Source organism: Aquimarina litoralis (assembly GCF_019295435.1).
Taxonomy (GTDB): Bacteria; Bacteroidota; Bacteroidia; order Flavobacteriales; family Flavobacteriaceae; genus Aquimarina; species Aquimarina litoralis_A.
Genome location: NZ_WEKL01000048.1, coordinates 43,708 through 67,590, shown reverse-complemented (window position 1 = coordinate 67,590; position 23,883 = coordinate 43,708). Strand labels below are relative to the sequence as shown.

18 protein-coding genes are annotated in these 23,883 nt (G+C 33.0%); 2 read left to right on the top strand and 16 right to left on the bottom strand.

The genetic code is table 11. The features are described 5' to 3' along the window. Positions 1-163: 163 nt before the first annotated feature. The 13 genes from GBO31_RS19620 to GBO31_RS19560 form a co-directional block, all read right to left on the bottom strand. Complete coding sequence (locus GBO31_RS19620) at positions 164-3,976, bottom strand: PKD domain-containing protein (RefSeq protein WP_219010171.1); 3,813 nt, start codon at positions 3,974-3,976, stop codon at positions 164-166. Between the two features lie 15 nt (positions 3,977-3,991). Beyond that, positions 3,992-6,805: a hypothetical protein gene (locus GBO31_RS19615; protein WP_219010170.1), complete on the bottom strand. Its 2,814-nt coding sequence runs from the start codon at positions 6,803-6,805 to the stop codon at positions 3,992-3,994. A 12-nt stretch (positions 6,806-6,817) separates the two neighbouring features. Then, positions 6,818-10,063 (bottom strand): baseplate J/gp47 family protein, encoded by a 3,246-nt coding sequence (locus GBO31_RS19610; protein WP_219010169.1) that lies wholly within the window; start codon positions 10,061-10,063, stop codon positions 6,818-6,820. 27 nt (positions 10,064-10,090) lie between these two features. Beyond that, entirely contained in the window at positions 10,091-10,510 is a 420-nt protein-coding gene (locus GBO31_RS19605) for a GPW/gp25 family protein (protein WP_219010168.1), read from the bottom strand. Positions 10,511-10,512: 2 nt separating this feature from the next. After that, on the bottom strand, positions 10,513-10,803 hold the full coding sequence (locus GBO31_RS19600) for a PAAR domain-containing protein (RefSeq protein ID WP_219010167.1): 291 nt from the start codon (positions 10,801-10,803) through the stop codon (positions 10,513-10,515). A gap of 258 nt (positions 10,804-11,061) precedes the next feature. After that, a complete protein-coding gene (gene vgrG, locus GBO31_RS19595) occupies positions 11,062-12,807 on the bottom strand; it encodes a type VI secretion system tip protein VgrG (RefSeq protein ID WP_219010166.1) in 1,746 nt (581 codons plus the stop codon). A 2-nt stretch (positions 12,808-12,809) separates the two neighbouring features. Beyond that, positions 12,810-13,535: a CIS tube protein gene (locus GBO31_RS19590; protein WP_219010165.1), complete on the bottom strand. Its 726-nt coding sequence runs from the start codon at positions 13,533-13,535 to the stop codon at positions 12,810-12,812. Positions 13,536-13,537: 2 nt separating this feature from the next. Further along, positions 13,538-13,705: a DUF5908 family protein gene (locus tag GBO31_RS19585; RefSeq protein WP_219010164.1), complete on the bottom strand. Its 168-nt coding sequence runs from the start codon at positions 13,703-13,705 to the stop codon at positions 13,538-13,540. Between the two features lie 11 nt (positions 13,706-13,716). Beyond that, positions 13,717-14,160 (bottom strand): phage tail protein, encoded by a 444-nt coding sequence (locus GBO31_RS19580; protein ID WP_219010163.1) that lies wholly within the window; start codon positions 14,158-14,160, stop codon positions 13,717-13,719. Further along, on the bottom strand, positions 14,160-14,606 hold the full coding sequence (locus GBO31_RS19575) for a phage tail protein (RefSeq protein ID WP_219010162.1): 447 nt from the start codon (positions 14,604-14,606) through the stop codon (positions 14,160-14,162). Before GBO31_RS19575 ends, GBO31_RS19580 begins: the two co-directional genes overlap by 1 nt. 39 nt (positions 14,607-14,645) lie before the next feature. Beyond that, on the bottom strand, positions 14,646-16,604 hold the full coding sequence (locus tag GBO31_RS19570) for a phage tail sheath family protein (RefSeq protein ID WP_219010161.1): 1,959 nt from the start codon (positions 16,602-16,604) through the stop codon (positions 14,646-14,648). 15 nt (positions 16,605-16,619) lie between these two features. After that, positions 16,620-17,630 (bottom strand): hypothetical protein, encoded by a 1,011-nt coding sequence (locus GBO31_RS19565; protein WP_219010160.1) that lies wholly within the window; start codon positions 17,628-17,630, stop codon positions 16,620-16,622. After that, entirely contained in the window at positions 17,631-18,221 is a 591-nt protein-coding gene (locus GBO31_RS19560) for a DUF4255 domain-containing protein (protein ID WP_219010159.1), read from the bottom strand. Positions 18,222-18,670: 449 nt separating this feature from the next. Between GBO31_RS19560 and GBO31_RS19555 the strand changes: the two genes are divergently transcribed. Both GBO31_RS19555 and GBO31_RS19550 read left to right on the top strand, forming a co-directional pair. Next, positions 18,671-19,240, top strand: coding sequence for a toxin-antitoxin system YwqK family antitoxin (locus GBO31_RS19555; RefSeq protein WP_219010158.1), 570 nt, complete (start codon positions 18,671-18,673; stop codon positions 19,238-19,240). 23 nt (positions 19,241-19,263) lie between these two features. Beyond that, positions 19,264-19,611 (top strand): hypothetical protein, encoded by a 348-nt coding sequence (locus tag GBO31_RS19550; RefSeq protein WP_219010157.1) that lies wholly within the window; start codon positions 19,264-19,266, stop codon positions 19,609-19,611. Positions 19,612-19,680: 69 nt separating this feature from the next. Here the strand turns inward: GBO31_RS19550 and GBO31_RS19545 are convergent, their stop codons facing one another. From GBO31_RS19545 to GBO31_RS19535, 3 genes are all read right to left on the bottom strand, one after another. Beyond that, positions 19,681-22,557: a M16 family metallopeptidase gene (locus GBO31_RS19545; RefSeq protein ID WP_219010156.1), complete on the bottom strand. Its 2,877-nt coding sequence runs from the start codon at positions 22,555-22,557 to the stop codon at positions 19,681-19,683. Positions 22,558-22,858: 301 nt separating this feature from the next. Then, complete coding sequence (locus GBO31_RS19540; protein ID WP_219010155.1) at positions 22,859-23,482, bottom strand: hypothetical protein; 624 nt, start codon at positions 23,480-23,482, stop codon at positions 22,859-22,861. A 57-nt stretch (positions 23,483-23,539) separates the two neighbouring features. Further along, complete coding sequence (locus GBO31_RS19535; protein ID WP_219010154.1) at positions 23,540-23,689, bottom strand: hypothetical protein; 150 nt, start codon at positions 23,687-23,689, stop codon at positions 23,540-23,542. Positions 23,690-23,883: the final 194 nt, after the last annotated feature.

The window sequence follows — 23,883 nt, the reverse complement described above, 5'->3', positions numbered from 1 at the left end:
ATCCAATGATGGAACACTATCAAAATAAGAGTTGATCGTTGGCAGTAAACTTTGTTTCAAAAACACATCAAGGTGATCTCTGAGGTAATACGCTGTTTTAGTATCAGCTGTATTTACCTCAAAGAATACTTTATTAATGATATGTTTTGTATTATTCATCTATTTATAAAAGGTCAAACTGTTCTCTGATTCTTTCGTCCAAAAGAGGTTTATCTGTTACTTTATCTGATGTTTTTTTCAAAAACCCTTTAAGGCTATCATCAGTATCAATATTCATTTGATTATCTCTAAAGTCTCTTAATGCACTTGTGATTGAAGCTAATACTTCATCTAATTGTCCTCTAAATTCCTCAATTTGATCATTGGACTGACAGCATAAAATAGAATAGAATAATTGTATTTGTAGCCTGAAAATATTGGTCAAAGCAGAAAATTCGAAACTATCCTGTTCCTGAATTCTTTTTAGGATTGCTTCAGCCGTTGGTCTTATTATTCCAAATCTTGTCATCAACTGGTCATTGAACTTCCCTGCAATAAATGCATCCATATCTTCTACTACAGTTTTATATAGAATTGTTGTAGGTTCAAAAATGTTGATTCTTATTTCTTCGGATACATCTCCAAACTGAGGTAATTCTTCAAATCCTTTTTCAATAGTCCCTTTTGAATCTATTACACAAGCTGTATCGATTACTTCTACTTCAAATTGAATATCATGAGAAACATCATGGCTACATTTACCGTTGGTAATTGTTAATGTAACCGTAACAAAATTCTCATCATTTACTGGTAACTTAAACTCATGTCGTGGATTTTCATCTGTTCTATTATCTGGTAATGTTTTATCTCCAAAATCCCAGAAATAAGTGACTCCTGCAGGAAGATCAACGCCTTGAACTGTAAAGTTTACGGATGCTATAGAATTATCATTAGAATATCTTGGTTCTGAACTTTCAAAGTCAAAATCTGGTTTTCTGAACACTGTTATTTTTGCATCCGTTATTTGATCGTTGACAGTGAATTCTATTTCTTGTCCTAATAACTCTTCTGAGATTTGTGAAGCATCAAAGAAGAATTGACCATCGATCTGCACCACTCCACCATTTTGATTTTCATCTACACTTGCTACTACAATACCATCTGCTGGAATTACCTCGAAAGGAATTGGGGCGGTTTCACTATGTAGACAAACGTGATCAACAGGTAATCGAAGTGAAACAGGTTGCTTAGGGATGATAAATGCTGTTGGCGCGCAATCAGAACAGCACATATATGGTAATGAAAAATCTGCTACTACTGTATTTTCAGTTACATTGGAAATAGGTACTGCTAAAAGGTTTTCTAATCCACTAAAATTTGTTAAACTCAATTCCGGAAGTGCAGGATTAAATGACAAAATATTAGGATTTATAGTTGTAACTGGATTAAAATCAACTGCACCAATCGCAGGAGTACTTATTGCTGACACATTAATTGGTGTGACTGTATTTGCAGCTGTTACTAATGGTAAAAATGCATTATTGGCTACTGATAATCCTTGTGTTTTACTTTYTCCCTTATAAATCATTACAAAAGTACCTCCAGGTTTTACACCTGCCTTATGCTCTAATCCTGAATGTTTCTCTACAAATTTTGATAATAGTTTTTGTGCAAGTACTTCTTGCTTTCTTTTTTGAATTTCATCTAGTAGAATTTCTATTTTTTCGGCAGCACAACAATTAATTGACAACTGATTTAGTAGCAATGCATATTGTTGCTCGAAACCAGTTCTTTGATAATTAGAGGTTTGCGCATATAACAAACCTGTTGTTCTTTTTTTATAAGCTTCTACTTTTTCACATAAACTCTCAATGGTAATTTTATAATCATTGATTCGCTTCGGATCCATTTCTTCTACACTATTAGGAATGTATCGAGTGGCAACTTTGGTATGTGCCAATATTTCTGCAGGTTGATCAATAGCAACTTCTTTGATCTCAGTTTCCCAAGCAGAAATTACTGGATCCTCTTCGATATCTTTTTTAATAACAGCAATAATATCTTGTGCAGAGCCTTCAGGTTTTTCTTTAAAAGCTTTATCCACAAACTTACCTAATACATCTTCTTCCTTAATAATATTTTCTTCAACTACTGTATCAATATTATATACCGCGTCAAAACCTCCAATATTTCCAAAATTAGTCTCCAATGCCAATGTATCTAGAGAAGCTGATCTACTAGTCTCAATTGAGATAGGTGCTAACAATGTACGTTCTTCAGCTGCGAAACCAACGTTTTCTATTTCAAAACTATTGACTCTATAATACTTGTGCTTTCCTTTATCTTGTAAACTAAATCCTGAAAAAAACCGTGCAACACTAGCATTTAAGCAGTTTTGTTCTGCTCTCCAAGCTTTCAATACCGCATTCAGGTCTTCAAACTGACATTTATAATCAGATAAATCTAGGCCTTCCAGAGTTTCATCAATACTTAGAACCTTGATATCAAATGCTAATCCTTTTTCATTTTTAAGCGTATCCAAATCTTTTATTGCAGTACGATAGTCCTTACCTAAATGCCCCTCAATTCTGTAGAAGTCATTTCCATCTATATTATAATCCAATGGGTTTTGAACGTAATCAGCACTAGAAAGATTTGTACTTCGGTATCCTAAATTTTGATTTTCTTCGAACTTCTTAGTTTTTGCATAATTCCAGTTCTCAATAAGACTTTTTGATGTACCAAAATAATAAGGTATAGCTCTTTTGCTTAAGCTATTATCATAATCAATAGATGGTGTGACCTTAATTTCAGTAAATGCAGATGGTGTAATGCGATACTCTTCTAACATATAATGCATACGTTGAATCAGATTTCGTATCTCTATCCACTTTTCTTTGCCGTTGGTAATAATTGGTGATGGGTAAAAACTATGTCGGCATTCAAGGTAATTTGCTACTGGAACTAATTCTCCTAATAAAAGATGTTTTGGAAATGAATTCCGATTAGGACAACAGACTGTTCTTAAATCAAATAGCAAACATTTGATTTCGTTATAAGTATTTACCAAATCTTTTAAAAGATCATATCTATATTGTATATCAATAGGTATATCACTGATGTTAAAATCAAATAAACTATCTATATTATCCCCAATACTTTTAGCACTTACTACCTCTAGTGAATCTGTATCTAATAAGGTTTTGAAATCTGTAAATAATCGTGTAACTGCTACTTTCAAATTTTTAATGATGGGAGTACTTTTTATAACATCGTAATAACTTTTCTTTAATCGATAATAATTGGCAGTATTAGAACTTTGAGAAATGATCGTATTTCTAGAATTCCCAACTATATATTGATTTTTCAGTATGACACGTTTTACAGATATCTCTGGAAGATCTATAAACTTTTTGGTTGTATTATGCTTATTAAATATTGGGTCATTAGCTTGATTACTAATCGTTTTTCCATCATTTTTAGAGAATAACAATATTCTAATTTTGGCAACCTGTTCTTGTCCTTGTGTATCGCAATCCGCAGAAGTACATGGCGTTTCTTCTTTTGCAAAATTTTCCAAGTATAAAACGACTACTTTATCCTCTAACTCTTGTAGTTCATTCAAGGCAATAGCTTCTGTAGTTTCCGATTCTTCGGTGGTTATCAGTTCATGAATCGTGGTAATGCCATTAAACTTGTTGTAATTAGCTTCGCTATCTTCGAAAGTTTTTACATGTGTATAGGTTTTTGAGAGGTATTTTATTAAATCTCCATCTGTAGTTACTGCACATCCATCTGAAATAATTATCGAACTATTTTCTACGAATGAAACTTCTAAACCACATACAATACCAACTCCACTTAAACAAATACGTGTAAGTCTGTTCTGGTCTTCGAAATATTCGATTATAGTATTCAATTGTTCTGCCGTCAATACCTGATCATCAACAAAAGATCGATATTGTGTTGTAATTTCTTCTAATCGTATTGTTGCCATGATTTTTCTTCTTTTTTAAAGATTCCCAATATTGGTTCTTCCTAATATTATTTTGTTTCCTGTTTCTTCTGTATCATCATTATCGCAATCGTGTAGTCTTCCTGTTTGATAAATCGTATTTGCCTTATTTAGACAACTTATCAGTTCATTGACTGCTGTTCTATAATTTTCAATATCTGATTTGCTAGTTATGGTAGTATCACAATGCAATAATTCTAAAAAGCTCTTATATTTTTCTTGAAGATTGAGCATATCATTTTCTTCATCTGGTACTAATCCTATAGGATGCCCTACCCAACATATTTTAGCCAAAACATGAGCAGGTAATTCTTCTCTAATCAATTGTTCAGCAAATCTTCTAAAATCCTTGTTTGCAAATCTTTTGGTCCATCCAGGAAGTATGATTGACACTCTAAAAGAATAAGGATCAAAGGGGCTACAAGATTTACAATCTGCATCCAAACATACCGGCATAAAGTCTTCTGGAGCTGCATCCGGATCTAAAACTGAAGGATCATCCACATCGAATTGATCTAAATTGTTTCTATCAGGTCTCAGTAAAATATGCTCTATGATGTACATACCTTCGTCGGCAGTAACTTCTTTTATAAGTGCTATCAAAGCATCTCTAGCTACTATGCCTTCTTCTTTGGTATCCGTAAAAGCAATCCTTCTTGCAATAATCCAATCTTCATTTTCAGGATCAAGGATATCAGGATTGATTAAGTTGAAAAAAGTTTGTGTACCATCTTCAGTTAATTTAAAATCATAATTATCTGGGTTTTTGGCCAGATGATACGCCAAAAAGAGTTCTTTGAAAGCGTCTTCCAGATTGTGATAATGCTTGCTGGATGAGAGTAATACTTGACTTTCGTTTTTAATCCTCCATCGATATTCAGTAACTCCGTCATCATCTAACTCCTCGTATACTTCTAAAAATTGAGAAGCTAAATCCCTTCTACTATGATCCACGACTCCCAATAATTTTGCTATTCTTTGCTGAACGCCCGAAACATTGAGGGTATCCCAAATACCATTATCAGTTAAGGTTACTTCTGGATTGCAATAATTAAACCCTAATCCTCTGGCACAACTAATCTTCTTATAGTTCTGTAAAAAACTAAGCTTCGCTCGTAGAATTTCATCATTAGCGATGTCGTTATCTCCATAAATCAATTTCATCATAAAGGCGTAGTCGCCAAATCGTTCGGCAAATCGACTAATCAGATGATCTAACAATTTATTTCTTCTTTCGTAAAAAACTGCTTTTCCCGTCTTTTCTGTATCCAGATCATTAGCTATTTCTAAAAGGTCTGATTCATAATTTGGATAATCCGTTATAATTGCTTCAATATCTGCTATATCTTCAACTTTCTGCGTATAATAGGTTTGTCTTGTTTTTAGCTCTTCAGCTTCGGTTAATATTGCATTATCGATATATAATTTTTTCAAGCTATCATCTACGGATAACAAGTCTTTTACTTTAGATAGATGTTTGAAATAATTAGCCAATACCTGATCGAAAAACAATAAATATGCTTTTAACTGCTTCGCTTTTGCTTTTCGAGGTTTTTTAGCGTTACCAGGAAGTCCAAATGGAGAAATCCCATAAGTATCTGGAAAATCATTCTGAATTGTGGTATAACTCTCTGGTGCTATGTATTTTCCCAATGGCATTTCCACATCTTCAATATGAATATTCTTGAATTTGTCTTTTTCGGCCGCTTTTAGCTTGGCTAAATTTGTAGCAACTTTTTCTTTGTTAATTCCTATTGGTAAAAGCCCTTTGGTAAAGTTAAATGTACTTTTATCGCATCTTACGGGTTTATGCCAGTCTTTAATACATATATTCCAAGAACCTTCTAAACCCAAAGTTTCTCCACAATGGCTGATTGAGATATCTTTAATTACATGAACACCTTCGATATTCATGATTAGCTGAATGATATCAGATAGTCGAATATCTTTTCGCAGCTCTGCTTTTATCAATTCTTCTTTATCAATAAATCCACCTGATACATTTTCCATATGTACACATCCACTAGAAAATGGAACAGGTCCTTCAAAAATTTGATCGGTTGTATACCCTTTATCAAACATCTGTTGTAATGAGTAAAAATTTACAGAAGGAGAGAAATAGAGATCTATTGCTTGATAAATCAATGCGAGTATATATTCTTCATCTGCACCAGGTTCTAAGTCTATATAAGCACAAATCGCGATAGGATGTTCTTCTACAATGGTTACATTTACTAGATCTTCACAAAGATTTCTGTTTTGGTGATATATGTCTTTTACCAGCGTAATAATGGCCTCTGGATCTTCAATCTCTTCATCCAAATCAATAATAATATCATTAAGGCCTTTTAGTTTAAAAGGTGCCGGAAAGGTTTGGTTTTCATCAAAAGGGTTATATGATAATTGAGCAGGATGTTCTTTACAGTTGACATGAATATATTCTTCGTGTTGTTTTATCCATGCATTTTTCACTCCATTGATGTGAATAAAGAGATTACGATAATCTAAAGCTGTTATTGGTTTTGTTGGCAAAATATGTATGGCAGATAAAAACTGTTCATGCATTTTTGTCATATTATTCTCTTTAGAGGCCAACAGATTTTGTATAGGCATTTCAATACGTTGCGATAGATCTGTTATTGCATATGAGAGCATTTCCAACATAGTAATCCCTGGATCATGAACATTATAATCTGTCCATAACTTGCTCCCTATCTTTTCGATATAGGCTACTCCCATTTCTCGTAAGTATTCATAATCCAAATCATCTTTGGTACTTACATTTTTTGGTATGGATATCGTTTCTTTCACCTATCTTAAATTTTAGTTGTTAATAGTTAGTGATGTACATTCTTCTGAAGGGGTTACCACATTTACCACATGCTTTGTAAATTCTACTGATGTAAGAATCACTTTTGCACTTGATGGAATTACTTTTTTGGTTGCACCGAATATTTTTTTTCCGGTAGCAGTATCAATACCCGTTTCTTTTAATAATTGGAAATTGGTGATATAGTCTACATATGACAATTTTTCGATATAATTGATGACCATACTTTCGTGTAAAGTAACTCCAAAATCAATCACCGAGGTCTCTTCAAAAGCCCATGGTGCTAAGAGCTTAGCAATATCTTTTTGTAACTGAGTACTGTAAAAGTTTTCATCCTTTCCTTCATAAAACTTTGCTTTTAAACTTACTTTCACTTCTTCATATACTGGATTGATGACCTGAGCTGTTACATGCAGCGTATTCAACTTATTTGCAAAATCCTGAATGGCATTGCGCTTTGCTTTGCTAATTCTCGGTTTGTAAGGATCATATACATTTTGATTAATAATATTGGGTATTACCACTAAGGTTACATCTCCAGGAGATAAAAAAGAGGTTAGTGATGTATGATTCAAACAATTAACTTTATATATATCTGCAAATTCCTGCAATACCAAATGTTCGTAATCCCAGATTGTTATAGCTCTTTGTTTGTGTCTAAGGCGTTCACTAATTCTACGATAAAACTCCTTGTCTGTTTCTTTAGGTTTTCCTTCAAAAGAACCATAATCCTGGGTAATACCTTTTACATTTGCCAATCGTTCTACCAACTTCGAAATTGTTCCTGCAGGAATACCGTATTGTAGATGATTCAGATTATTGTTATTGTTTTGAAATTGCGCCAAAACAGCTTGTGCTTTAATGTCAATAAGCTGACTTACGGTATCAAAATCTCTAGGGTTTTCTACTTTTACCCAAAAAGATCCTGAAGGTAATTTTGTATTCTCTTTAGTAGCTTCTTTTGGAATTGAAAACTTTACAATTCCTGATTTTAAAAAATTATCAGTATTATTAGATATTATATAATCTCTATTTAAAGACAGCCATTCATTATCGCACAGTATAGACCAATCTAATTTTTCTCCTTCAGCAAAATCATTTGTAGTTTCGGGATTTTCACTTCCTTCTAATGTTTGTACCAATAAAGAAACACTTTGTAAATTCTCTGCATTCTCGATACCAATAAATAATGTACCTTTTTTATAAGATGGTAATAATTTTATCTCTGGATTAGTGATAGCCAAAACTGATTCTTTTTTTAAATCTTCACTTTCTTCGGATATTCCAAAAGGATGTTCATGGAATAACTGAATATTAGCATCTATTGTACTTGCTTGTGCAGCATATCCAACTTTTATAGTTTCTATTTGCGGAGTATAAGGTGCATTGGGAATTAACGTATTCGAAACATTTTCCTTAGACAATGCTACCGAAAAAATCTTTGGAAATAGATCATGTAAAAAGGATTGATTGAGAATGAGTTTTACAAATCCTTTTTTAATGGAAGCTGAAAACTTTTCTTTAGGAGGTATTTTTGATTGAAATATAAAGCCTCCTTTTGGGAATTTTGGAAATGGATCGACTATAAAATCTAAAAATCCACCTTTTCCGGTTCCTACCTCAGCTGTACGAGTAATTTGTATAGTGCTTTTATTACGATCTGCTGTACTAAAAAGTAGATGATCCAGATCTTTTGATTCCCAAACTCCATTCTCTAAAACCTGTATTTCTGAGGTAAAATAGTCTTCTGTAGCTACGATCGATGTTAGACTATTAGGATTACCTACTACTCCATTAACATCTAATGTTAAGGTGTATCGATCTTTACTAATTCTTTCAATAAATTCATTTCTGTAAGCAATGTAGTTTTCGACAAGATTGGATTTATCTTTCCATGAGAAATCTATATTTATTTCCGTCCAATTTTTATCTAAAGCTTCCGGAAGGCCAATGAAAAAATTGGATCCTTTTTTAGGTTGTGGTCCAAAGGGATAAAAGGGTTTGGAAGCATCCAAAACTCCTAAATCATTCTCTACAGTAATATCTTGGATTGAATCCACCGATACGTCAATAGTAACACCATTCACATTTGTTGAAGAAAATATATTTTGAAAGTTATTTCCAATTGTATCCGTTGCACTATTTTTTATTAAAAATCTGGCAACAGGATTTGTGGTATTGTATGGCTCTAAAAGTATCTCCTGATTATAACCAACAATTGGATCTAATCCTTCATTAAGTACTACTGTCAGTTTTAGTTCTCCAGAAGTTATAGACGATTCAGTAACATCAATCTCTCCTTCAATCCATTCTTTTTCTCCACTAAAAAATATAGCGAATGCATCTGGGAGGTCTGAAGTGCTTATTCCAATTGTCTTAAATGGTGCTAAGCTAATAGTAATCGTTATTGTTCTTTTTCCTTCCTTCAATAACAAAACGGGAGAAGCAATTCCAAAGCCCGTTTTTGCAAAAGGAAGATTCGGATAGGTTGCAGCATCTTGAGTTGGCCCTAATGTATCTGTTGGATATCCAAAAGGCCACCATCGTATCTGATCATCTGGAAAATCTTCTCCTAGTCCATCATAAGAATTAGCAACAAAGGCATTCCTAATACCAATACCTTCCTCATAAAACACATTACGAAGTGAAGTAACTGATGCTCTGTTAACAACAATTTCTTCTTGAGTATTATACACTCGTTTTGTGCCGTCATCATCCTTTCCTCCATCTAATTCTGTATCCTTATCTATTTTAACCTCTGCAGCATTTTTAGCTAATTCAAATAATATATGTACTTTATCCTCTACTGGAACTTTGTTCTCCAATTTCAACACTTCTTTGTAATAAAAATCCAAGTGTTTTTTAGATAAACTATTAAGTCGTTCCTGCGAAAAGGTGGTCAGCTTTAAAAAAGCTGCAAAAAGGGTGAGATGAGGTTCAATATTCTTTTCTGGCGTATTATTTCCTGAAGTTTCTTCGAGTTTTTTTATTTTTTCTACAAAGCTTACTATTTCTTCTTCTTTGATAAAAAAATTACTCCAATCTCCTGAAACTGTATTATTTTGAGTATCGAAATACTGTATTTTTTTAGAAAACTTATATGCAAATCGCATCCAGTCTTCGATTTTTAGATCATGTAATTGTATACTTTCAGGGTCCAGTGCATCAATACAACGTTGACTTTGAGAAGTACCATTTCTCATTAATAATAAACTGTTATGTTCACAACTATTGCTCATTGTATTGTATTGTTTTTTATTTGCTTATTAGATATTAGTTCCTTCTTGTTTATAGAATGGGAACACTAAATTGTTTCTAGCATTGGTAGCTCTAATTCTATAATCAATATTAATTAGTAATTCACCATCCAATTCATTGGTCTGATCTATTTGTATTTTCTCTGCATCAATTCTAGGTTCATAATACAGTATGGCATTTTTGATTAATTCTCTGACAAAAGTTTTCAAAGTGAGATTTAATGGTTTAAATAGTAATTCATCTAGATTGCATCCATAATTTGGCACCATCACACGTTCGCCTAGGCGAGTGGATAATAAAATTTCTAGACTACTTTTAATATCTCTTTCATCTGAAAGCATTGCTACTTTACCAGCCCCATTTCCTTCTTTTGTAAACTCTGGAGGAAATCCCCAACCTGTTCCTAAAAATGATGTATTTGTATCCATAATTAACCTCCTATTAAAACTGTTGGTAATCCCATAACAATGGTTCCTCCATGTGCGGTACTATCTCCCATTCTTGCTGCAGGCATTCCACCAATAAGTACTGTACCTGATCCTACTATAATCGTATCTGGTGGACCTACACAGGTCGCCATATCTCCCACTCTCGCTGCTGGTAACCCACCAATAAGAACTGTTGGTTCTCCTGCAGGAAGTATAGGACCTCCTACATGCGGAACTACTCCAGTTACCATGGGACATACGTGCATATCCGTTATTCTTGCTGCTGGTGGCATAATTTTTTTGTTTATAGTTATTAGTTGTTAGCTGTTAGTTTATTGTTATTGGTTATTTGTTTATTGTTTGATATTTATGCTAAAGGATACTCCATATATATACTAAAACGACCCCATAGCTTTCTCAAGTAGAGAATTATCTCATTTATTTCAGCTGTATTTCCCTCTCTGTCCCAAAGGGAGAGAAGTTGGAAAAACGTCATTACTTCATCTTACACCAAACACTCAATACTTTGAGCTCAATACTACACTACTTCTCTAATTTATCTGCACCAAAGAACCTTTTAAGGTAGCTGTTGCACTAGACGACATTTCTACTCCTGCAGAACCTTCTGCTTTAAATTGTGCATTTGCACTAATATTTACATTGGTTCCTTCAATATTAACATCTCCCGAGGCTGTAAGATTGATATCACTCGCACTTTCAATTGCAATACCAGAACTATCCACCGTAATGATATTAGAATTATCATCTTCTACGACGATGGATCCTGCATCTTCATCTAATACTATTTTTTTTCCTGCGGGAGTTTCTATACTTATTGACTTTTTATCATCATCGAAAAGCACTTTCATTTCGCTTCTTGTTACAAATCCCTTTTCATGATTATCATCACTTGCCGCAATAGGAGCCGGTTTAGCACTGCTATTAAGCATTCCCAGCACTACTCCATCATTAGGGTCATCATTGATAAAACCCACAATTACTTCATCTGAGATTTCTGGCAGAAAGAAAGATCCTCTGTTTTCTCCAGCATCCAATGTCGCTACTCGACACCATACTCCTTGTTCTTCATTATTCACAATTGGTAACTGCACCAATATTCTATTTTCTCCATCAGGATCTTCTTCTAACTGACTCACAATCCCTATTTGGAGTCCACAAATTCCAGATAACAGACCTGATGCTGGTAATGGATTTATATCATAAGTTTCAGAAAACCATTTAGGATTTATTCCAAACTGCGCATCTACAGTCCAGTTCCCTTCAGAAATATGATGACTTATTCCTGTCACATACACATTTCCATTAAATCGATCACCGACTCCTTGAAGTTTTAGAATAGTACCTGGTTTTACTGCGGGAATACCTTGAAATTTCACTCTACCTCTTATCWTTGATAACTGTTGAAACATCCATTTTGCATCACTCCAATCTTGCATTTCGGTTGTAGAAAGTGATCCTCCATGTCTCAGTTCTAAATTTTCTAAACCAATTATTGATGAAAGATCTGATGGTTCCAAATTTCCATTTAAGTATACAGAAGGATCGGTCGCCTCAATCTCTACAAGTTCCTGATCTGCATAGTTCCAACTATAAGATGTTACTTTATCAATTTGATGTCTGACATCTATTTCTGCATCCAAATCAAGCATCGTAGCTCCGAAAGTTACCGTCTCTATTTCTGAGCTTGTAAAATCAGGTTTTTTGACGCTTAACTTACCATCATCTACAAAACATAGTTTTCCATTAGCCTGTGCTCTGCTTACTACAAAATCCCAATCAGAAGTATGATATTGTACTAATTCTTTATGTTCATAATTTGTAGCCTCTACCTCTTTATCCAAACCATATGCACCAATGATTTCTTCGATGATATCACTATCTTTATTTTCATAGAAATAATTACTTTTTCTACCAATCGTAAGCTTTACAGCTTCGTCTTTACATTCTACAATCAGATAAGAACCATTCGCCCTTATTTTGATGTTGTGCTTAATGATAATTCCTTTAAAAACAGTTTCTTCGTCTGAATGATAACCGGCTGTAATTTCAATTTCTGTACCTGGAATTAACAACTCCTCATTACTTAGAGCAAAATCTTGTTTTGCCGGTTCTCCATCGATCAGAATAATTTTGGCAGTAGGGATTCTGTTCACTTCTTTTTCAATAGAAATTGTCTTCACCTGATATTTTTTAGACAGTTCATTTCCTCCCACTAAAATTTTGTGAGTGATCAGATCTGCACTTTTAGAGGTTTGTATTACACTTCCTTGCGCCATGATTAAGATATTTTTTCTATTGGTGGAAAAAAGAGTTCTGTTCCTACTTCCAGTTTTCTGAAAGATGTTAGTTCATTTACTTTTGCTATTTCAAGATAATATTTAGAGTCTCCATAGATACGATGAGATATTAGAGGCAATGTATCTCCTTCTTTTACCAGGCGAATATGAGTTAAGTCTGGAGATTGATTATTCTCTCTCGCAACTCTTAAGTCGTCTTCTACAAATCCTTGAAATTTTGCCTTTGCAATGGCTCTAATCGGTGTTCCATCTGATTTAAAAAGCTTAAACTCTATGCTCATTTCGGTGAGTTTCCCTTTGAACAAAAGCGTTCCCCAATAAATCATCACATAATTGGGTGCATGTTCTTCACCGTTATAATCCAGAATTACTTTTTTAAACTTCTCTATATCATCGATTACTCCTTCTCCATTATCCTTAAAAACCGTATCATCTGAACTTTCATTAGGATTACTACCATAATGCACAATCACTCCAGTTCTATCAAATAGAAATTCTAATTCGAGATCTTCAGGAAGTTTTTTATTAAACCTTGGAGACAGATCGCTTGTACCCGCAGCTTGATCTTCGTTTTGTTCAATCTTATAATTAAACGTGTACTTCTCTGGATTAATCAGACTCGTAAACTCTCCATCAGCTACTTCATCATTAAACTGAGGATCACTATATGCTTTTACTCTAAGCTTTGTTAATTCTCCTGTACTCATCACTAACGATCTGTTTGTTTAGCAATTATTTCCATAATTTGTTCTACACATTCAGCTATAATTGTATCCTTATCTGCTTTTGAACTTTTTGCAGTCTTGCCTTCAGATTTCTTGGCATCATTATCAACATTGATTTTAATATGAAGTTCTTTAATTTCTATTGCCCCCATTTGTATCTATGTTATGTTATGGTATTATAATAGTTGTATACTAATTCAATAGTCTCTATAACTACTTTACTTTCTTCAGCATTAAAATCAGCTATAGACCATTTTATAGGATAGGCATGCACTATATTCCAAGACATGAGTGGCTCGTGCTTTTCATTGAGTAATTTGACAATCAAATCTATCGGCTCAAAATCAAAATTCTCTACAGCTTTTTTACACCAATTCACTACATCTGAGTTTACTAAAAGTCCTCTTTTTAAAACCAGGTTAGGATATTTGGTTCTAACCGGAATTTTATGCTTAAATCTATTTTCTCCACCTTCTGTTACTTCTTCAGTTTCGATATCTACTGTTAATCCAGCAACGGACTGAAAATGATAGTCTTTTTCACCGGTTGACAAACCGGTGAATTCTACACTAAAGTGAAATCCTACTGGTGGATAATAGGTAGCCATTAGGATGCTAGTTTTAGACTGTTAATTACAAACTCGGCCGACTCTATTGCAATCTCATTTCCATCAGCTTTGAGATCTGTAGATTGTAGTTTAGATAACCAAGCATCTGATGCTTCCCATGTAAGTATAGGTTCATGTTTTTCATCTAACATACTGATCGTAAGATCACTTCTAAATTTCTCTTCTCCTTCTTGAAAAAAGACATTTTTCTTCCACATCTCATAAAATTGACCTTTGGTAGAGGCAAAAGTTCCTCTTTTGATAGCGATATTTGCAAACTTGGTCATTCCAGGTTGTTTCTTTTTGAAGTAATCATTATCAGCGCCTCCTCTATATTCAATCACTTCTGTTTCAAAATCTAATCCTGATACTTCGGTACAATTCAGTTCGGTATCTCCTCCGATAGTTACTTTAAAATGGAACTTTGGTAATGGATATTCTGCCATGATTTCTATGTTTTTAAAATTTTATATTATTAAGAATTATTATGCTTCTTGCATTTTATGAGAGAATCTCAGGATGATAAATTCTGCCGGTCTTACGACTGCCATTCCTATTTCTATGATCATTTTACCGTCCAAAACATCATTTGCGGTCATGGTTTCACCTAAACCTACATTTACATAAAATGCTTTATCAGGTGTTGGCCCAGCAAGAGCTCCTGCTCTCCATTGTAGTGTAAGAAAGTTGTTAATCATTGCTTTTACACGAACCCAAGTATTTCTGTCATTTGGTTCGAAAACAAATTGTTCTGTAGCTTTTTTAATGGATTCTTCTGCCATATTAAAGAACCTTCTTACTGGCACATATCTCCATTCTTTATCATTTCCTGCTAATGTTCTTGATCCCCAAACTAAGGTTCCTTTTCCTGTAAATGTTCTAATCGCATTTATCGATTTTCCAGCTGTGGTATCGACATTGAGTCTGTCTTGGATATCATTGGTAATCTTTTGACTTGGTTTAACTGTATATTTTACCGAAACATTTGCTGGCGCTTTCCATACACCTCGATCACTGTCCACTCTTGCATAAACTCCTGCCATAGCAGAAGATGGTGGTAATTGCAACGGAAGGTTATTAATAGCGGTTTTAATATTATTATAAGTAGCACTATCTATATCCTTTATTGCACTTAAGAAGAACCCGTCTAAGTTTCCACTATCTGGATCTACAGCTTGTGCATTTGTAATTGCCGTTACTACTGGTGGTGTAATTAAATCTTCTACTGCCTGAATTGTTGCATCTACTGTTGCCAAAGCCAGCACTGCATTTGCGGATTCTGTTTTTACCGCTGTTCCGTTTCCTGCTCCTTCAATAGCAGTTATATGATTGTTTAAGCTTACAATCAATGTTGCTATAGTAGAACCATCTGCTACACTAGTTGCTAATGTATCTGCAGCGGCTGTTGCCGCAGCTGATACAACAGCATCTTCATTAGAGTTAGCAGCTGCCGTATGGGCATTGCTAACTATGGTATTCGTATCCTCTACGATAGCAGATAAACTTTCAACAATAGGTGTTAATGCATCGGTTATCGTTGCTGCATTTGTTAGAGCATCACCAGCTGTCATAGCTTGTAAGGCTGTATCTTCTGTAGTAAGTGTTGCAACCAATCCGGTCATTGCGGTTTGTGCATCTGCTACATTTGATAACAAATCATTGGTATTGCTTAAAAGCATTGGTTGATCTGTATTATGAACTATTTCTAAAGCATCTTCATCATAGTGATAATCCAAAATCGTTTTTAAATATGGGAAGTAAACAGCCCCATATTTCTTTTCATCGATATCTGAAGTGATTAAATTTCTAACACCTTCTGGTTCATTCATTTCCACATCTTCATCATCTGTATAAGTGTCTATAATGCTAAATCTATCTTGCATTTTTTTACATTGTGCCAATGCATTATTATACAGATTATAGAAATCTGCTTCATTAGCAAGAGAGGTTGCATCTGGAAATAATAATAACGTTGGTTCGTCTTCTTTTTCCAAAGTATCTAAACCATCCGTAAGATGATTAAATTGCACTGGAGTTGCCGAATTATTGGCAATAGCATCTGCAAACGTATTTACGGAAACTATATAGCATGGCCCACCTCCATTTGCAAAGTACATCTGCATTGCATAATACATTAAAAAGGGTGATTTTTCGTCATTGGCTGGTTCTGTCACCGTAATAGATTTTTCTCCATCAACTTCGGTAATTGTAATTCCTAAAGCAGTTTCTTTTTGCGGAAACCCAAAGTGCACTTCGTATTCCAACATAGATGTAATTCTCTTTGGATCCATATGCAGCGTTTCTGTAAGATCTTCTTCCTTTTCTCGCGCTTTCTCGGTATACCCTATAAATGCCGGAATAGCTGTTTCTACTTGGGCTACCGAAGGAGGAAACTTTACAATTTCCTCTATATAGACCCCTGGTGTTTTGTACGTAGTTGCCATAATTTTAATTGTTTATTAAATAAAAATTTCAGAATATGTTGTTGTTATATTTGTGTTCTCGTCTGTAACTTGTTTTATTGTATTTGCAGTGGGATTAGGAAACATATATTTATCAATATCTGCTGGTAACGCCCCAGAGAAATCCGTATTTGGATCAATTTCTATAAAACCGTTTTTAGTCAAAGGTTTTACTGAAGAAGTTTCCAGCTCATTCTCAACTGATTTTTTGATGTACTTCCAGATTGTTTTTTTGTTATCAAAATGAATTTTAAATGCTGGGAATGGGTCTAACAAAAAACTTTTATTTTCATTAGGATCACTAATATCGATCTCTATCAAGTCCATATTATTATCTCCAATCATTTGTAATTCTATAATTCCCAATAGGCCTTTTCCTCTTTCCTTTTGTATAGATTGCTCTATAATTAACTTGCCTTTGTCAGTGATCAAGTCATCTTGACTTATCTCAGCAATTAAGTCCAATTGCTTTTCATTTTTAAGATTTATATTTTTTTGCTGGATATTATACCATAACTGCCGTGTGCTTTCTTCTGTCAACAAAAAATCGGTTGTAACCAGATCATTAGAAGAATTCAATGGGATATAAGAAAATGGATTTGCTTCTGTTGCTGGTTTACTGTTGGAGAAATAGTAAAGTTGATTATTAGCCTTCGTTAACTCTGTATAATTTTCAAATAGATAATCTTTTTTATAAAGGAAAAAGGTTAGCATAAGGTTATCATCAAGAAATCTATGAGACTTTAATTTATCAGCCTCTTCTTCAACACTACTTAATACTGTAAAGCCTTTAGCATCTTTTATTAAAACTAGTTTATGATTATTGAGCGTTCTATGTGTCGCATAAGATGGAATAACATCTATAGCTTCTAAAAAATTATAATTTTTCAGTTGTTGTTGTTTCTCATTATCATTCATTGATTGAAATGAGGTGCTACCATCATCCAGAAAATAAGAATGAAATATATCTATGGAAAAAAGGGTTTTATATAAAATTCTAAAGGCCATTTATTTATGATTTAAACTTCCATTAATTTCTGTAATCAATGCTCCTTCAGATTGTGTCACATCTCTTTCTATTTCTAGTACACTTACTTTATAGATGACCGAAGGGTACTGTTTTCCCCCTAAAGTTCCCCAGATAAAATTCATCTCTTCAAAGGAGGGGCTAAAAAGCTCAACTGTAAATTTGAAATCTTTGATTCTATCCATTCCATCTAATTCTCTATCAAAGCTGGTATTACTCTGTGTGAAAATTCGTTTGGACTGAAAGAATTCAATAATCTTTGATAAACTTTTTAATGATTCTGTATAATCACTTCTATTTGCAGAAAACATCAAATACAGATTTAAGTGAATTTTGTTGTTTTTATAGACAACTTTGGTCCCTTCTATCTGATGATTTAAGATATTTTTCAGAGTGATTTCTTCTTCGGTATGGAGCAATGATAGAATTACATTATTATTGGTATTTGAATTTTCATTTCCTTCAGATTCGATAAAAGCAATGTTATCTAAGGAAACAGGTTTTTCCTCAATCTCAACATTAAAGAAATTATTAATTTCTTCAGTAATTATCTGTAGTACCTCGAATATCATCTGTCTTAATTGGTCTATTAGTAATTTGGTTTATTGCTTAATTGCGCATCTTCTTAAAAGAGATGCCTTTTTAAACTTTAAATAAATCAGGTAATTAATGCTAAATCGGGGTAGTTATTCTTAATCAGAAAAGGGAAATAATGTGCTTGATTAAGATGTTATAAAAGTATGTTTTAGAAATCTGATATCACATAGCTAAAACACGGATTATTTATAGGAAAAAGACTTTATTACTTAGGGGTAAATGTCCCTTATTGATTACTGTTTAATTATCTTCTTTTTATCTCTCTTTATGTATTAAATCACATCGTTACAAAAACTTACTTACTGATTATGAAGGAGTTTAGAGCATTCCCTGAAAACAGGGACTTCGTTTTCACTATATGAGGTGTACTTTAGGTTTCTTTAATTATAAATCTTTGTAGTGTAAAATTAAAAACCCATTTATTATGAGAACTTCACATTTAAAGTACATATTAGCTGTTAGTATTATTTTCATTTCAAAAATTCAGTCACAAGAGTTAGTTCTTTCATCTACTAATAATGTATCCAATGTTTCAGAGGATGCGGAAAAGTCATCTAACAATATGAAAACATTATATTATAGTGATGGTTCTAAAAAGGAAATACGGAAAACTATAGACAATAAACTAGACGGTATTTGGAAGCTTTTTTTCAGGAATGGTCAATTAAAAAAAGAAGGAGGTTTTGTTCAAGGTAAAGCTATAGGTACCTGGAAAGTTTATAATAAAGAAGGGCAGTTGACTTTCATTGAAAATTATAAAAATGGATATGAGCATGGAACCTGGAAAGCCTTTTTTACAGATGGAACTTTGAAAATAGAAGGAGACTTTATACAAGGAAAAAGACAAGGACAATGGAAAATTTATAATGAAAAAGGATCTCTTACAAAAATTGTAAACTTCAAAGATGATATGGAGATAAATGAAATCATTATCAATGATCAAGCTAAGGATTTAAACTTCTTTTCATTAACTAACTCTATTGGGAATTACTAGAAATGTTATAAACTTCACACATCATGCTAACATTTATTTTATTGTTAATGCTTACTATTATTATAATAGGGTATTATAAATCATATTGGGCAAAAATTCAGCAACATTACGAATGTATTACTTATGAAAACTATTCTTTGATCAAAGAATCTCCTTTTTCTGAAGAATGTAGTACCTATGATATTTTTAAAAAGGAGGATCAAATCTGGTTCAAGAGAGATGGATATTCGTTATTTTACATTCAGCTAACATCCATGGATTCCAAAAATGTTGAACTTATCGGATTGGATGGTTATGGTATACGAAATATGGAATTTAAAAAGTATATATGTAAACTAGTTCAAAAAATAAAAATCAAACACAATGAATAGGTTGTAAAATAAATAAGGGATAAAACGAATTCTATCCCTTATTCAATTTTATTTCAATATGATGATAAATTACATCTTCACGTCAGATAACTTTACTTCTTTAGCATCTTTATCTAACATGATTACTTCATCAAAACCTGCATTTTTAAATTGCTCAAACTGAGTTGCCGCATCTCCAATAACCAAATAAGCCATTTTAGATTCATCTAAATACTTATTAGCTAATTCTTTATGTTGTTCTAATGTCATTCCCTCAATAATAGCTTCTTCTTTTGCAATATAATCAGGAGCAAGATCATATCTTCCCATTTGCTGTAACATTCCTAATAATGCAAATTGAGTTTCAAATCTACGTGCATTAGACTTAATCAACGCATTTTTGGTAAATGCAAGATCTTCTTCAGAAATACCATTTTTGTACTTTTCAATCTCATCTTTAAAGATTTTTACAGATTCAAAAGTAGTATTGGTTCTCACACTAGAAGAAGCTGTAAAAGTACCTGGAATTTTGGTTCCACTAAATCTAGATCTAGCTCCGTAGGTATATCCTTTTTCTTCTCTTAGAATTAGGTTTACATTTCCTGAGAAAGATCCTCCTAACTTATAATTCATAACTGTTGCTGGAAAATAGTCTTCATCAGTACGAGCCATTGATAAATATCCTATATTAATCACAGATTGTTTTGCATTAGGAATATCTACAAAGTACAAGGAAGCTTTATCTCTATTATTCACAATTTCATATTCTGGAATAGTCACTTCTTTACTTGCCCATTTACTTTCTAGATTTTTAAGTGCTTCTAAAGCTTTGCCTTGACCTAAATCCCCAACAATTTGAAATTTACTTACAGAAGGAGAGAAATTGTTGTTATAAAACTGTTTTAAATCATCAATAGTAATGGATTCTACGGATGCAACTGTTCCGCTTACTGGATATGCGAACATATGTTTATCTCCATAAAGCACTTTACTATATACATTTCTTGCAACTACATTCGGATTAGCAGCAGATCTTTTAATTTCGTTAATAGTTTTTGTCTTAATTCTTGCAAATTCTTCTTCATCCCATCTTGGTTGTAAAAGTATTTCTTCTACAAGATTTATTGTTTTATCTAGGTTTCTTACTAAGGTGTTTCCATTAATTATAATCGCCTCTTTAGTTGTGAACATATTAATGGAAGCTCCTAACAATTCAATTTCTTCTTCTAACTGTTCTGGGGTTTTTGTAGCAGTACCTTCCATCATAATATCAGTCATCAAGTTTGCTACTCCAACTTTTTCAAATGAATCTAGTAAATGACCTCCAGAAATAACGAGGCTAAAGTTAGCAAGCGGTAATTCATTTTGCTCAATTCCATATACTTTCATTCCATTAGATAATGTGGTATTCCATGAAGAAGGAATATTTAGCTTTGGAGACTCTCCCTCTTTTGGAGATGAAGATCTATCAAATGTAGATGGTGTTTTTTGTATTTCCTCTTTTGTATCTACAACAGCTGTTTCTACATTTTCCTTAATTTCTTCTTCTACTACTACTGCTACTTTAGAATCTTTAGCTGCTAAATCTACTTTCCCTTTAGGAACAAAACTAGTAATCACATAAGGTTTGTCTTTTATATATTTATTATATACTCTAAGAACGTCATCCTTAGTTACTGCTTTGATATTTTCAATATCCTGAGTTATAAATCCTGGATCACCAGCGAATACATTATATTGAGCTAACTGAAAAGACTTACCAAGCACACTACTAATTCCATTATAAAATTGTGTCTCTAGTCCTGCTTTTATTCTTTCAATATCCGTATCTGTAATTCCTTCTTCTTCAAATTTCTTAAATGCTTCAAAAACACCAGCCTCTATATCTGCAAGGCTTTTTCCATCATTGGCAGTGACGTTAATTCTAAATTTCCCTGCAATCTCCATGGATCTATTCCAAGCATTTGTATCAGATGTTAATTCTTTTTCTTTTACCAATACTTTATATAATGCTGCCTTTTTTCCCTCAGATAACAATTCTCCTAAAAAGTCTAAAGCATATGCATCATTGGTATATTGTTCCACTGTTGGCCAAACCATATTCAATTGAGCAGTAGTGGCAAAATTATCTTCATGCAAGAATCTTTTAGTTTCACTAATAGTTACATTTTGAACTTTTAATTTTTCTACAGGTTGTCTTCTTTTAATCTCGCCAAAGTATTTTTCGATCATTGCCTTAGCTTCCGCTGTTTCAAAATCTCCAGCTAATACCAACGTAGCATTGTTAGGTCCATAATATTTGTCATAGAATTCTTTTACATCTTCTACTGTTGCATTTTGAAGATCTACCAACTCTCCTATTACCTGCCAGTTATATGGGTGCCCTTCTGGGAAGATATTTTTATCAATAACCCAATTTGTGTGCCCATAAGGATTGTTATCTACTCGTTGTCTCTTTTCATTTTGCACTACATCTTGCTGATTACTAAAAGCACTTTCCGTAACGGTATTGATAAAGAATCCCATTCTATCAGATTCTAGCCACATTACTGTTTCCATAGCATTTTTTGGAACTACCTCATAATAAATAGTACCATCTTGCCAAGTACCTCCATTTAATGTACCTCCAACATCTTGGATTTTTTTAAAAAACTGATCTTGAGGAACATTCTCAGACTCTTGAAATAGCATATGTTCGAATAAATGTGCAAACCCAGTTCTTCCTTGTTTTTCTCGATTGGACCCTACTCCATACTGAATGGCAACAGAAACAATAGGATCTGATTTATCCTGATGTAAAACAACTTGAAGTCCGTTTTCTAATTCGTATTTTTCAAAGTCGATAGACAGTTTACCAACTTCTTCGACTTCTGATGGTGTTTCTGTTGTTTCCTTCTTACAAGAAATAACGGAAACAAATAAAAAGGACATCAGTACTATACCTATCCTAGATATTTGAGTTTTCATGATTTATCTTTTTGATTATGGTCTTAAAAATAGTTGAAGCAATCCAGTATTTATATTGTTAGATTATTAAAAAAAAGTTAAAAAGACTGAATAACTCTTAATCATAAAGATGCAAATGGCTGTTTTTTATGAATTTATCATTATACCCTAACTTTAAGTTTTCAATATTTTCTAAAAAAATGAATACTAATTATGATAATTTTATATGATAATAGACGAAGAACCAGAAACATAAGTTTCCGGTTCTCCTTTTTTAAAATAATTCATTTATAATCTTATTGCTGGTACAAAACCTATTTCATTAGAATTGACATTGATTATTGGCATTCGTACATTCTGTAGAAATATTTGCCAATCTATTGGCAAACTCTTGAGAATTAGCAATGCCATTAGCTACAAATTTAATCCCAAACTGACGTAAGTTGTGAGTCCATCCGATTCCTCCATTTACATCAGGTTCTCTTAATAACAACCCTCTATAAGCGATATAAACTTGTTTATCTATCTGATGTCTATTCAGGTGATTTCTTTGTAAAAAACTTCTATAACGATGCTCCCATTTCACACTTGCTTCATGAGAAGTAATAAATCCTTCTGCCAAATCGTCGAATCCTCTGGTAAGGAGAACACTTATCCATCCATTTACAACACTTTGATTTTCTGGACATCTCTCTAGGTATGAGAGGTATGCTAATCTTACTACGCACAACGCATTAAATTGTGGTGGAGAAGGAATATTAGGTGGTCTGAAATCAGGATCATCTGGAGTAGAAAATCTTTTCTGTTGAATTTCACTATCAATATTTTCAATTGATTGAACAGGTTCAGAGAACGCATCTTCCTTTTCACAGGAAGTAATTACCAATAATCCAAGAATAATAGAACAAACTAAAAAATAGCGATTTTTAAAAATTAGAGTTTTCATGATTTTAAATAATTTAATGATTTAATGATTTTTTTTGTGACATGACTAAGTTTTGTCTTATCCATCTACATCGATAACATCGAAGCATATATATACTCCACCAACCCAATCACAAACCAATTCATCTAGACCGCCATTGATTTTCCTGTTTTGTTCTTTAGTCAAAACTTTTACCCCATTAACATTCCATTTTTTTAAATTTTTCATTTTAAATTCATTTATATTTCCCTTACTCTTTTCTGGATTTTCAGGTTACTCCTTCAAAATATCCTCTACCATTTTTTAATAATTAGTTCGAAAGGACTTATCCAAAGTTAGAAGTGTTATCTACTGAAAACAAAGGGTTTATTTTCATATTTATAAATTTGTACAAGCATTAAAAACACCTATTTCATATTATT